Origin of the sequence: Psychrobacter okhotskensis (genome assembly GCF_965638355.1) — a bacterium.
Lineage (GTDB): Bacteria > Pseudomonadota > Gammaproteobacteria > Pseudomonadales > Moraxellaceae > Psychrobacter > Psychrobacter okhotskensis.
Map to the genome: position 1 here is coordinate 1,534,175 of NZ_OZ281822.1, position 13,585 is coordinate 1,547,759.

At 42.6% G+C, this 13,585-nt stretch carries 10 protein-coding genes and 1 other RNA gene; 9 read left to right on the forward strand and 2 right to left on the reverse strand.

The window, feature by feature from the left end; all coding sequences use genetic code 11:
* The first annotated feature begins 395 nt into the window (after window positions 1-395).
* Window positions 396-1,805 carry a type I glutamate--ammonia ligase gene (glnA, locus tag ACSUPM_RS06545; protein ID WP_025651184.1) on the forward strand — a complete coding sequence of 470 codons (1,410 nt, stop codon included), beginning with the start codon at window positions 396-398 and terminating at the stop codon, window positions 1,803-1,805.
* Between the two features lie 161 nt (window positions 1,806-1,966).
* Here the strand turns inward: glnA and ACSUPM_RS06550 are convergent, their stop codons facing one another.
* Entirely contained in the window at window positions 1,967-2,092 is a 126-nt protein-coding gene (locus tag ACSUPM_RS06550; protein ID WP_265088246.1) for a hypothetical protein, read from the reverse strand.
* On the opposite strand from ACSUPM_RS06550, the gene ACSUPM_RS06555 reads away from it, so the two are divergent.
* Entirely contained in the window at window positions 2,091-2,891 is an 801-nt protein-coding gene (locus tag ACSUPM_RS06555) for a hypothetical protein (RefSeq protein ID WP_436880282.1), read from the forward strand. The genes ACSUPM_RS06550 and ACSUPM_RS06555 overlap by 2 nt on opposite strands.
* Window positions 2,892-3,086: 195 nt before the next feature.
* Complete coding sequence (locus ACSUPM_RS06560) at window positions 3,087-3,872, forward strand: DUF4124 domain-containing protein (RefSeq protein ID WP_436880283.1); 786 nt, start codon at window positions 3,087-3,089, stop codon at window positions 3,870-3,872.
* A 144-nt stretch (window positions 3,873-4,016) separates the two neighbouring features.
* Here ACSUPM_RS06560 and ACSUPM_RS06565 read toward each other — a convergent pair whose 3' ends face one another.
* Window positions 4,017-4,733 (reverse strand): SIMPL domain-containing protein, encoded by a 717-nt coding sequence (locus ACSUPM_RS06565; RefSeq protein WP_436880284.1) that lies wholly within the window; start codon window positions 4,731-4,733, stop codon window positions 4,017-4,019.
* A 301-nt stretch (window positions 4,734-5,034) separates the two neighbouring features.
* Here ACSUPM_RS06565 and ffs point away from each other — a divergent pair.
* The 6 genes from ffs to ACSUPM_RS06595 all read left to right on the forward strand — a co-directional run bounded on the left by ffs (window position 5,035) and on the right by ACSUPM_RS06595 (window position 13,494).
* Window positions 5,035-5,131: signal recognition particle sRNA small type (ffs, locus tag ACSUPM_RS06570), an RNA gene on the forward strand.
* A 197-nt stretch (window positions 5,132-5,328) separates the two neighbouring features.
* Window positions 5,329-5,925 carry a LemA family protein gene (locus ACSUPM_RS06575; RefSeq protein ID WP_436880285.1) on the forward strand — a complete coding sequence of 199 codons (597 nt, stop codon included), beginning with the start codon at window positions 5,329-5,331 and terminating at the stop codon, window positions 5,923-5,925.
* A gap of 50 nt (window positions 5,926-5,975) precedes the next feature.
* A complete protein-coding gene (locus ACSUPM_RS06580) occupies window positions 5,976-9,146 on the forward strand; it encodes a M48 family metalloprotease (RefSeq protein WP_436880286.1) in 3,171 nt (1,056 codons plus the stop codon).
* 146 nt (window positions 9,147-9,292) lie between these two features.
* Window positions 9,293-10,177, forward strand: a complete 885-nt coding sequence (locus ACSUPM_RS06585) for a hypothetical protein (RefSeq protein ID WP_201566444.1) — start codon at window positions 9,293-9,295, stop codon at window positions 10,175-10,177.
* 128 nt (window positions 10,178-10,305) lie between these two features.
* On the forward strand, window positions 10,306-11,415 hold the full coding sequence (serC, locus tag ACSUPM_RS06590) for a 3-phosphoserine/phosphohydroxythreonine transaminase (protein ID WP_201616151.1): 1,110 nt from the start codon (window positions 10,306-10,308) through the stop codon (window positions 11,413-11,415).
* Window positions 11,416-11,661: 246 nt separating this feature from the next.
* Window positions 11,662-13,494, forward strand: a complete 1,833-nt coding sequence (locus ACSUPM_RS06595; protein ID WP_436880319.1) for an extracellular solute-binding protein — start codon at window positions 11,662-11,664, stop codon at window positions 13,492-13,494.
* Window positions 13,495-13,585: the final 91 nt, after the last annotated feature.

Genomic DNA, 13,585 nt, shown 5'->3' on the forward strand with positions numbered 1-13,585 from the left:
GCAAGGTAACTTGGCACAGCAGTTGCACCATTAGTGTTATCAATATTATTAGATATTGGATATTGGTTACTCTAAAAATAATTGTTAATAAGCAATTGAAGAGTTCAGCATTATGAGTCAGATGTTGCTAAAATGGGGTCAGTCTGCATTTGGCTGATGACTATTTTGGGCCAATGATTTTAGACCAGTAATTTTAGCCCAATGATAGCTGCGCACACTGACGGATAGTGTCACGAGTGTTGATAAACATGACCTTGCAGGCGCTACAAAGCCGCTATATAGATCCAAAAGCCAGTCCCATATTTTAAAAAGTTTTCATTCATTACTTTAAATCGTAATTTTTTAATTTATTACTTTAAATCGTAATAACGTCATAACCATAACGGAGATTATTCATGTCGAACAAACTACTAGATCTTATCAAATCCTCCAATGCCAAATGGGTCGATTTTCGCTTTACTGATACCCGTGGTAAAGAGCAGCACATCAGTTTTCCAGCGCATAGCGTAGACGAAGAAGTCATGGAAGACGGTAAAATGTTCGATGGTTCATCTATCGCTGGCTGGAAAGGCATTGAAGCGTCAGATATGATCTTGCGTCCTGATCCTGAGACCGCTTTTTTGGATCCGTTTTTTGATGCCGTGACCGTTGTGGTGACTTGTGACATCATCGAACCCTCTACGCTACAAGGCTATGACCGTGACCCACGCTCTATCGCCCGCCGTGCAGAAGAGTACTTAAAGTCTACTGGTATCGGTGATACGGCTTATTTTGGTCCTGAGCCAGAATTCTTTGTATTCGATGAAGTAAAATGGTCAATTGAGATGTCAGGGGTTAGCCATAAAATCGTTGCAGAAGAAGCTGCATGGTCAACCAATAATGACTATGAGTGGGGCAACATGGGCCATCGTCCACGTGTTAAAGGGGCGTATTTCCCAGTACCACCAATCGATAGCTCGCACGATATGCGTGCGGTGATGTGTGAACGTATCGAAGAAATCATCGGCGAAGGCTGTATCGAAGTACATCATCATGAAGTAGCCCCTTGTCAGTCAGAGATTGGTGTCGCTTTCAATACGCTCGTCAAAAAAGCAGATGAAGTACAACAGTTAAAATACGTGGTTCATAACGTTGCGCATCAGTTTGGCAAAACCGCGACCTTTATGCCAAAACCAATCGTTGGCGACAATGGTTCGGGCATGCACGTGCATATGTCAATCTCAAAGGATGGTGTCAATACCTTCTCAGGCGATGAGTATGCTGGTCTGTCTGAAACGGCACTATATTTCATCGGCGGCGTCATCAAACATGCCCGCGCTTTGAATGCGATTACCAACCCATCGACCAACAGCTATAAGCGTCTAGTACCGCATTACGAAGCACCTATCAAGCTTGCGTACTCAGCGTCTAACCGCTCAGCGTCTATTCGTATTCCGCATGTTAGTAGCCCGAAAGCCGTCCGTGTCGAAGCGCGCTTCCCTGATCCAGCCGCCAACCCATACTTAGCGTTTGCTGCGCTATTGATGGCAGGCCTTGATGGTATTCAGAACAAGATGCATCCAGGCGAAGCCGCTGACAAAAACTTATATGACTTACCACCAGAAGAAGAAGCACAAATTCCAACGGTTGCTGAGAGCTTAGAAGTAGCGCTGCAAGCATTACGTGATGACCATGAATTCTTGTTAAAAGGCGATGTGTTCACCCAAGACATGCTAGAAGCATTTATTGCCCTGAAAGAAGAAGAAGTGCAGCGTGTCAATGTGACGGTACATCCAGTAGAGTTTGACTTGTACTATAGCTGCTAATCCATCGTTAAAAGTTTGAGTTTCTAATTAAAAAATCAGTCAAGTAAATCTTGGCTGGTTTTTTTTATGGCATTCAAACCAACAATTGTTCTAGAATGAGAGGCTGATGATGAATGCTTGATAATAAGTGCTCGTTACATTTTTACTCGCGATACCGTTTCTTACTGATGAATTTTTTTAGGATTTAAGCCCACGGTTTCAGTTTCTACAGGACGGTGCGGACAGTGAGTTGCAATGCTCAGTTTTTCATAGCCAGCCATAATAATGATAACAGCAGGCAATGCCATGAAACGCTCAACCTTAAGCCTTTTCTTAGTAATCACCTTGTCACTATTTCAAATAGGCTGTATGCAACAAGAAAAAAAGCAAGATCCTTATAAAGAGGGCGACATCGTCACTTGGTTACTATGGGGTGAGATGATTATCAAAGCAGAAATAGGGGAGAGGCGAACTCATTCGCTTGAAAATCATTCTAAACGAGGAGAATCAGAGTTCTATCGTCCACATGCAGAGCATTATCTCGGTCAGTTCCCGATTGATTATCAGCCTAAAGCATTCGACACTATTAGCAAGGAAGAAACACTTGCCATGCCAGTAACACCAATTATGCCAGGGCAAGCACTAGAGTTTAATCTGATGCTTAATGGCTCATGGGTACAGGCATCGGATAGGAGTGTTGTGTCTGATGAAACGTTAGATCACCCCGATCAGGTGAAAGTTATCGTAAATAATTATTCTCTAGGGGGAAATACCAAGCAGTCCTTCGATAATTACTCAATGTTAGAGTTAGACGCTGATTCTACAGAAACTAACAATGGAGTGACTTGTTATCGGTTTAAGGGAGAAAAAGGCGAATATAATCATAAAAAATGTTTTGGTCAATCTGAAAACTCACTCATTTCAGGCTATGAAATTTATATTCCAATAACTAAGCAAGTTCCAATGTTTGTTGAATATAGAGAGTCCATTTATAACGGCGTAAAAGTTAACTGGTATGCTGACCGCAAGAACCTTGCTCAAGCCCAAGCGATTGATGATGCCATTTGGCGACTATTAGACACTTGGAATATATCGCCAATAGAGTAAACATGGATTAACTCAAGAAGTCATATCCTCATAAATGCCTACATAAAAGTGCTGCTGTCGTAGATTTACTATTCTAGATTAGAGTTTGCTTTCCATTTATCTAATATAACAGACGCTACTGTTATTACTTCAAAAATACCCCATAATGGTATCATTATATTTATTAAACACGCGCACTTATTAGGTTAACTGACTATGCACTCACTCTTGAACCGTTTACAACTTATTCAGACCGCAATGACCATACGCAGCCATGCACAAATTAAAAATAAAATGGTATTGGCTGGTTTATTAATGGGTGCAGCCAGTTTTTACGCACCGATGGCAAATGCCGCCGCTATTTATAAAGTTGTTGATGAGAAGACCGGTCAAGTCACCTTTACCGATCGTCCACAAAATTACGAGCAGCAAGCGGGCAAAGAGATTAGCCAGACGACGTTGACAACCGGTAATGAAACGAATAGTTCAAACAGCAATAGCACTGAAAGTAGTCAAACTGCTAGCAATGCCGCGCCCGCCAATGACTCAACAGCTAAGGCAGCGGTCAACTATCAGCTCACCATCACTGAACCGAGCGAAGAACGCGCTTATCGGCGTCCAGCGCAGAGTATCAACGTAGCGCTACAAGTTCAGCCCGCGCTGCAAGCAGGCGCTAGTGTCCGTATTTACTTTGATGGTAACGAAGTTGCTCAAGGTCTAAATGCAACGATTGCGACAATAGACACTTTGCCAGGCGCGCATACGATAACGGCCGTCATTCAAAGTGAAAAAGGTCAAACGCTGCAGCAAGTCACAAGGACTGTCTATGTGATTCAAAATAATACCACCTTGCAAAACAATAAAAAAATTGCCCAGCAGCTTTTGGCGTATCAGAATTTACCATTTCATCAAAAAGTGATGCTAAAATTACGTCAAAAAAACGGGAAGCAGGCCAACTCTCAGAGCAGTAAACCTATTACTAGCAATGCTTTTACTAACTAAGTGTGGAAGTAGTTGATTTATTAAAGCCGCTAGTTGCAGGATTGATTTTAGGCTATTTAGTTTTTAGACGTTAAAAAAGGGCAGTCGCTACATTTAGTGACTGCCCTTTTTTTAAAAACTATTAATTACATCTATCTTTTTAACTTATTTGGTCAGCTCAATCGTGCCATTGGCAGTGACTGAGATGGTGCTTTCACCAGACTCAAAGCTTTGGCTTGGTACCGATTCATCAGCAGAGGCCGCTTTCATACTCATTGCGCTATACATGGGACGAGGGTAGTTGCTACCAGTGTTTAGGTTGACAGTGACGACACGATAACCGCGAGCATCCCAAGCGCGGGTGAGATTTTTAGCTTGTTGTTGAAACGCGCGAGAGGCTTCAGTCATTAACTTCTGTTCTAATGCATCTTTTTTGACGTCTGAGACACCAAAGTTGAGATTGTCCATGACCAAGGTTTCTTGCAGGTCAGCAATAAGCTGGCTAGTCGCGGCGAAATCTGTGCTTTTTAGATCGATGTTTGCTTGTCCAGTCCAGCCGATAATTTTATCGTTTTTGTCATAGCGTGGGTAGGTACGCTGCTGTCCCGTAGTCACTGTCACGTTAGGATAGCGCTTAGCGATTTTCATCGCATTATTAATAGAGGTATTGAGCGTGGTGGCCAACGTCTTAGCATCGGTGGCTTGTGCTTTTTTATACAAGCTGGCTCGTACTTCATCGTTTTGAATCTCTTCTTTAACTTCTGCCTGAAAGCTAAGCTGATCATAGCCTGTTGGTTCAGCATGGGCGCTTCCCATCATTACTGTCATTAAAGCCGCGGTACTGGTGGCTAGAGCCACTTTATTCAGTAGAGTGGTTTTCATCATTATCTCCTAGTAATTGATAGTAGTGACATTTATATGAGTCGTGTATTGATTACGCTTATTCTTATACGGTATGTTGTTTGTATCGTTTCTTATTCAACATACCTCAACTAAAATAGCAAAAATTAAAGAGGTTGCTGTGAGAATTTTGTCACTTAAGTTACAGGCTAAGTTATAAGAATGACGTGGTTATCTCCTTTATTACCTTAATTTTTGCCATTATTTAGCCTCTTAAACGAAGAGTTTTACGATTGGGGTTGTAATCACAAAAAATTCTTGTATAATCTGCAACTGGTGGCTCCATTGGTAGCCTCGCAACATTGTTCTATGAATCCCGCCAGGACCGGAAGGTAGCAACGGTAATAGTTATGATGTGTGCCGAGGATGTGCTTTTGGAGTCGCTTTTTTTTGCCCAAAATTTGAGTGCGATCTTAATAAAATATAAACAACGCTCATTTGCTATATTAAGCCCTTCATTGTAAAGGGCTTTTTTTTGGCTCGCATTTCGTTAAATTTTAACTTCTCATTGATTAAGATAGGTTAAAATACAATGTAATAACTTTTATTAACATTCTAGATACTTTGGGATTCTTTTATGAAATGGTTCGTTTGGCTGTTCATTGCATTCGTGGTGCTAGTGGTGGTATTTGGCGTCTCGATATTTAACAAATTGGTACGCGCCCGCAACCAAGCAAAGAATGGCTTTGCACAGATAGATGTGCAGCTCAAGCGCCGTCACGATCTGATTCCAAATTTGGTCGAAACCGCCAAACGTTATCTGACGCATGAAGAAGAGACGCTGACTCGTGTGATTAGTGCACGTAATCACGCCCAAAGCTTGCAAGACTCTAATAAACATCAGCCAGACTCGCTTGAGCATATGGCGCTATTTGCCAAAGCAGAGGGTATGTTGTCGAAAGCCTTGGGGCAATTTTCTGCGGTTGTGGAGGCTTATCCTGAGCTAAAAGCAGATAGCTTGATTAAGGAGTTGATGGATGAGCTGACCAATACCGAAAACCGGATTGGCTTTGCCCGTCAGCATTATAACGATAGCGTGATGTTTTATAACAATGATCGCGAAGTGTTTCCTAATAATCTTGTCAGCACAACTTTTGGCTTTCGTCCACTTAGTCCATTGGTATTTGAAGATAGAAAACTCATTGCTCAAGCACCTGTCGTCGATATGGGCTGATATTTACATACTGTCAAATGCACTTAGTTATGGTTAGGTAAGAGTAATAGATGGATTTTTTTGGTGCACAGCGTAGCCGTACTCAGCGCAGCTTATTGCTCTATGGGCTGTTTTTTCTCATTGTCTTTGCCCATTTGGCAGTAGCGCTGGCTATCATGGCGCTACTGCTGACGATATTTACTGGTGGCGTTTATAAGTGGGTATTAATACTGGTTGCTGTTTGGACGCTAGGTAGCTTTGTCATTGGTAGTTTTTTGGAATATGGTCGCCTAAAAGCAGGTGGTCGAGCGATTGCTAAGCGCGTGGGCGCGGTGCGATTGTTTATCGACCACAGCCAAGATGCTTGGGAGCATAGCCAAGGAGTTGCCCATCAGCATCAGCCTGTATCTAAAGTTCGCTTTAGTGCCCGCCATATTGCGGTGCGTGATGAGCGCGATTTCCCGCCTGTCTATCGGCGTTATTATGAGATTGCCCAGCAGCTAGCTATTGCTTCAGGTTTGCGAATGCCTATTCTATATGTGCTGCCTGAAGAACAAGGCATTAATGGTTTTGTAGCGGGTCGCCATAGCCAAGATATGGTGCTCGTCGTCACCCAAGGCGCGCTTGATAAGCTATCTGATGAAGCGCTATACGGGCTAATAGGGCATGAGTATGGTCATATCTTACATGGTGATGCGACGTTTAATTTGCAGTTAATGGTGATACTGGCAGGTTTGCAATTACTCTATGATTGGAGTGATTCTATTAATAATTTTGGTGCTGGTTATAAAAGCAGTCATAAAAACAGTCAGCAAAACTATTTTGATGGCTCTTTTATTAATAGTGCGGTTAAGCAAAACAACCCCTTGCCGCAAAGAGCAATTGATAGCCATGCGCGTCGCACTGAAGCGTTAACAGCAAACTTTAACACTCATAGTGAATGGGTAAGCTATTGGCAAGCTCAGTCGAATAAACAGTCACAAAGCCAGCAATCATCAACACAAACTCAGTCGATGTGGCTGCAAAATAATAATAAGTTCGATAGCCAAGCACCGCGCAATATTTGGACATTATTAATCCATGGATTGAGCTTTTCCAGTATGGCCAGTGCGCAACTGATTAAACACAGCTTTAACCGTGAGCGCGAGTTGCTCGCCGATGCGACCAGCGTACAGTTGACCCGCTCACCGGCGATTATGGCAACGCTAAAAGCCATTCATCAAGACTCGCTTGGTTCGCGCTTAACTGGCATCACCGATATTAATGGATTAAGTCATTTCTTTTTTGCTAGTAGTGGTGCCGATTTGGGTGACGTATCGTGGTTTGCCACGCATCCAAGTTTGGCTGAGCGCATGAGTGCCATCAATGCCAATGCTTATCATGATTTCGCCGTGCAAGTGGCTAAAGAAAAACGTCTCAATCAGCAAAAGATAAAAGAAATTTATGAGCAGCGCCGCTTGGGTGATTGGGGTGTAATAGTAGTAAATAGCCTAAGCAATAATAAGCAAGAGAAAAATGCACATCAATCGCGAGTATCTGCAGTTCAATCAGCGTCAGATATTTATAAAAGCGCGACCGATAAAAACCGCTATTCGGCTGATAAAAGACTTAATAGTAACTTCAATGATGTTATTGACGAAGGTACTATTCAAAAAGTTGCTATTCAAAAAGTTGCTATTCAAAAAGATATTATTCAAAAAGCTGCTATCGAAAAAGAAATTGCAACTTTTTCGACTAGTGAGATAAATAATGAATTGCAGGACGATAACGGGCTTGAATTTTTTGTAGAGCAAGATGTCGTTATTGACGAGCGTTTGCAGGTGCAAGCAGAAGATGTCGGTACGCATCAGTTGCTTAAGCCATGGCAAGCCAAACCTGATAGTGATTTGCCATCAGATACCTTGATTGGTATCGAAGATATACAAAAAGTATCGCTACCGCAGTATATGCTCAATCACAGTTATCACCCGCTAGGGGCGCAAGCTTTGATTGAAGCTGTGCTGCTTTGTCATCAGGGTTATGTGCTGTCAACAACAGCAACTTATGACTTAACTGATATCTGGCTCGGGCTCGATAGCGATAGAGCTTTTGCTACTAAAACTAAGGTCGATATAAATAACACACAAATTTTACCGCATACACTCGATCATAAATTATTAGCGGCAGTAGCAAATCTTGATCGGCGTCTAGACAGCGCTTTGATTGCGTTGGCGTTAAAGCAACTACGCCAGCATGATTTATCAGAAAGTGCTATTGATGAATGGCGCTTAAAATATGAAGCCAGTCATAGTAATCAAGATCATCAATATTATGTGCAGAAAAAAAAGTGTCGGACGATGCTAGTGCGCTATCAGCAAGGTATCATTGAGCTGTTTGAAAACTCCCTTACGGCTGATCTAAGCCAAAATATCGCTGATAATATAAATAATGATGCTTCTATTGATAAATCTACATCCGTATTAAATCCTTTAGAGAATACGCGCTCTCGATTGTCTCGCTCGCCTTCGATTTTAGCGTTATGGCAGGCGCTACAGCTACAGCAATTGTTGCCCGTATTGTCTGCCGTATTAAACGATACACAGGTTCAGTCGCATCTTCCCCCTCAATATCCATACTATCAATGGCAGCAAGTATTGCACGCCGGCACGGATGATATCTATGCTCAGCTTGACCCATCAGGGCAGGTGTTTGATGGTCTTGATGTTGCCGCAAAAACCATGCTTACTTTATTGGCGTATCGCTTAGCAAAGGATGCTAAAGGGCAAATAATATCCGCACTAGATAGCTCAGTACCTATCTCAACACCTATTTCAGTGCTCAGCTATAATAGTGCTAGCGTTGCTCATTATCTTGTAGATTTACGCCGTCATGCACGTTTGATTGATATTGATTTAGCTGCCGCTAGTGAGGCAAATTTGCAATGGCTATTATTGACTGCGCAAAATCTAAATAGCGTTCAATTATTAGCATTAATAGCAGCCGCACCTATTTTTATAGCGCCTGCCAGTCAATCGTTTGGTTCTAAAGCCAAAGGTGATGATAATTATCGACAGAGGCAACAGGGCGGCGCTCAAATAGATTATAATGCGACTACTAATAAACCTTATGGTTATAATGATTACCGGCAATGGCTAAGCACGTTGCATACAGTGATGTTACACGATACGATAGTCAGTCAAGATGAGTATGATTGCTTGACCGAGCTTGCCAATCATTGGCTAGGCGTTCGGCAGCTTTTTTGAGCAATGTCATTGACGGCATTTGAGTATTCTTTTTTAAATCGAATCGACTATATTTTTAATCCTTTTTTTCAACATCGTTCTTTAATATTATTTTTGACATTAAAAGCCTGTAAATCCATTTTAGATAAGTAGGATAGTAAATAAGCATGAGTGATATCCAAGACCCGCTAGTTGTCATGCAACATCGTATGCAGCAGCGCCAGATTTTAGCGATGATGGGTATCAATCAGTGGGTGCAGCCGAGCTCTGAAACCATGAATATCGCCGATATTTCTGCGCCTGCCTTGCCTGATGCGGTTACAGCTAACGCTAGCATTGCATCTCATTCTAATGCTACTACTTCTACAACGAGCACCGAACAGCCAAGCATTGAATCTTCTAATATTGAACCCCCAAATATCGATACTATAAACGTCGCCATAGCAGATATGGTAGATGATGAGTCTAATCATTCTTATGATGACGCTAATGAAACAGGCTTAAGTCCTTCTGACCAACAAAGCCCCGTCATCTATAGTTTTGACTCGACTGCCCCTGATATCTCCAAGCCGGCCGTTACCTCACTTGTAAATACGGTCGTTCAGCACACTACGATTGATAATATAAACGACGCTCCGAGCTTTGAAGACGTTGGTTTTAAGGAAGAGGGCTTTAAAGAGGAAAGCTTTAAAAAGGTAGCACCATTTGATTTACAAGGTGGTCGCTATGGCGATTGGGTAATTTTGGTTGATATCCAAGCCCTTAATAATGACAGCCAAAAGCTGTGGCAAAATATCACCCAGGCGCTATCCATCAGTTGTGAGACAACCTCATTTCCTATTTGTGAAGGTATGGATACCGCTGAGCTTGCCAATGCCAGCCTTGCAGGATATGTCTTTAAAATTGGTCGTCGCGAAGAGATAAAAGTTGCCGCATTGACAGTGTTACCTGACGGTCTTGAGCATCCGAACTTTACCACTGTGCCGACACTCGATGAGATGCTGGCTGATAGTAGCCTTAAACGTCAGCTGTGGGAGCAGTTATCAAAGTAGTATTAAAGGCTTACCACTTACTATTATTACGACTACTACGGCAGAGATTAAAAAATAACGATAACATTCACCTTTAACATTTAATCTTTAATAACCACGATGATTTCATCATATTTAGGATAATGATTATGACCACTAAAGCCGCTTCTAACCGTGTACCCAACTTTTCAGCGGGACCTGCCACCATACCTACCGCCGTCTTATCACGCGCTCAAGAAGAGTTGCTTGATTGGCAGGGACGCGGTATGTCGGTCATGGAAGTGAGTCACCGTAGTAAAGAGTACATCGCGATTACTGAAAAAGCGGAAGCCAAATTGCGCTCGCTCATGGACATTCCAGATAACTATAAAGTGCTGTTTTTACAAGGCGGTGCCAGCTTACAGTTTTCAGCGATTCCATTAAACTTATTAAATGGTAGCCGCGCAGATTATTTAACGACAGGTACTTGGTCTGGTAAAGCGGTTAAAGAAGCACAGCGCTATGCCAAACTGGGTTTGGGCGAGGTTAATGTGGTGGCAACGGGTAAAGACAGTAATTTTACTGACGTGCCAGCCCAAAGCGATTGGAACCTAAGCGAAGATGCGGCGTATTTCCATTACTGCGCTAATGAGACCATTCATGGTTTGCAGATTTTTGAGCCGCCACAAGTCGATGCACCAATTATCGCCGATATGTCTTCTTGCATTTTGTCACAGCCAATCGATGTCTCTAAATTTGGCATGATTTATGCGGGTGCGCAAAAAAATATCGGGCCAGCAGGACTAATTATCGTCATTATTCGTGAAGATTTATTGGGCAAAGCGAGTGAGTGGTGCCCACTACTGATGAACTATGAACACCAAGCTGAAAAAGAGTCGATGTCAAACACGCCAGCGACCTATTCTTGGTATTTAGCAGGACTAGTATTTGATTGGTTAGAAGAGCAGGGCGGCGTTGCTGCTATTGGTAAAATCAACCAGCAAAAAGCCGATTTACTCTATAAAACGATTGATGACAGCAGCTTCTATAGTAATCCCGTTGACCCCAAATATCGCTCTATCATGAACGTGCCGTTTACGTTAGCCGACAGCAGCCTTGATAAAGTGTTTTTAGAAGAGTCAGAGGCGGCGGGCCTCATGAATCTAAAAGGTCACCGCGATGTCGGCGGTATGCGCGCCAGTATTTACAATGCAGTGTCATTAGAGTGGGTACAGCAGTTGGTTGACTTTATGATTGACTTTGAAAAAAAGCACGCTTAAGTTAGTACAGGCTTTGAAACAAAAGGCGCAACTTTAAGAGCTGCGTCTTTTTTTATGTCTATTAGCGTTTTTTTAAGTAGCATAATGCGTTATGTAGCACCCTTAACACCGCAAAGCATTAGGTTAAAAAACCTAAGTTTGTTATGATAAAATTTCTTCAATTGCCTATTTTGCCGTCAGTCGCGCATTTTTTATCCAAGTCGGTTTAGAGTAGAAGGTCGTTATGAGGGGTATTACATAGTCATGATGCTAAAAAACACCATGCTAAAAGCCGTCTTGCTTGTCATGACTAGCAGCTGGATACCTGTCAGTATCGCAGCGCCAATCACCACGACTGCGCTTGGGCACAATAGTACCACTGAGTATATTGACGTACCATACATGCCCTATGCCAATCCAAAGGCGCCCAAAGGTGGTACGCTGTCATTGGATGCACGCGGCACCTTTAATGCGGCCAATAAATGGATGACCACAGGTGTGGCGATGGTTGGTACGGACTATCTGTATGATACCTTGATGACAGGCTCACTCAATGAAGCCTTTACCATGTATCCGCAGCTGGCTGATAAAGTCACGTATGATCCTGATGATACCAGTTGGATTATTTACCATATTAATCCTGCCGCACGCTTTTGGGATGGCTCGCCGGTGACCAGCAGTGACGTCAAAGCCACTTATGATGCGATATTGAATAAAGGCCCGATGTATATCCGCAGTTATTTAGGCGATATTAAAGACGTTGAGATTATCGATAAGCAGCGGGTAAAGTTTGTTTTTAAGTCTGATGAAAATAAAGAGATTTTATTGACGGTCGGCCAGTTTCCTGTCTTTGCCAAGTCCTCTATTGATACTGATTTTGAGAAAATTACCCTGACGCCATTGATGGGTAGTGGGCCTTATAAACTCGGCCGTGTCGATGCCGGACGTGCGGTCAGCTACGTGCGTGATCCCAATTATTGGGGCCGTGATTTGATGGTCAATCGCGGTCGTTATAACTTTGATATGATTAAATTCGTCTATTATCAAAGTGATGAGATTGCTTTTGAGGGTTTTAAATCTGGGCAATATCGTTTCCGTCCGGAGAATAAAGCGTCGAATTGGGCCACCGGTTACAATTTCCCAGCCGTCAAAGCAGGTCTGATTAATAAAGAAGCCATAAGCAGTCAAAACCCAGTGCCGATGCAGGGTCTGGTGATGAATATGCGCCGGCCACTTTTTCAAGATATTCGCGTCCGTCAAGCATTGAGCAAGGCTTATGACTTTGAATGGATGAACAGAACTTTATTCCATGGGCAGTATGAGCGCTTGCAAAGTTTTTTTCATGGCTCAGAGCTTGCTGCAACTGGTACGCCATCTGCGGCTGAGATGCAGGTATTAAGCCCATTGCTCGCCAAACTTGAACCGAGTCAGCGGCAAGCAGTACTAGACGAATGGCAATTGCCAACCAGCGATGGTAGCGGATTTAATCGTGAAGGATTGTTAAAGGCGCGGCAGCTGTTACTAGATGCGGGTTTTTATTATGATGATATGAAGTTGTATCAACCAAACGGCAAGCTTGCTCAGATTGAGATTTTGATGACAGGCGAAACCATGGGGCGTGTATTATTGCCTTATATCCGTAATCTAAAGCGTTTGGGCTTTGATGCGAGCTTACGTCAAGTCGATGGGCCGCAATATTACGAGCGCATACGCCGTTTTGACTATGATATGGTCGTCGATGTCTTCGCCCAAAGTCTATCACCTGGTGCTGAGCAAGTGGGTTTTTGGGGCAGTGCCGCTGCTGATGAAGCAGGTAATCATAATACTATCGGTATTAAAAATCCTGCGATTGACAGTGTTATTAAAAAACTGGGCGACGCTAAAAATCGCGATGAGATCGTCTTATATACGCACGTACTTGATCGCCTGCTACGGGCAGGACATTATTTAGTCCCTTTATACGGCAAACCTAGCACCAATGTTGCCTACTGGAATCAATATCGTCATACTGCAAAACTCCCGACCAATGCTATCGGTATCGATTATTGGTGGACAGATAAAGAAGCAGAAGCTCGCGTTAATCTATACTTAAAGCAATAGTTTAAAATAATGGCTTAAAACAGTTATTTAAAAATTATCATTTAAACCAGTAAATAAAATCGTGTTTCATTTGGTTTTTAAAATTTAATAA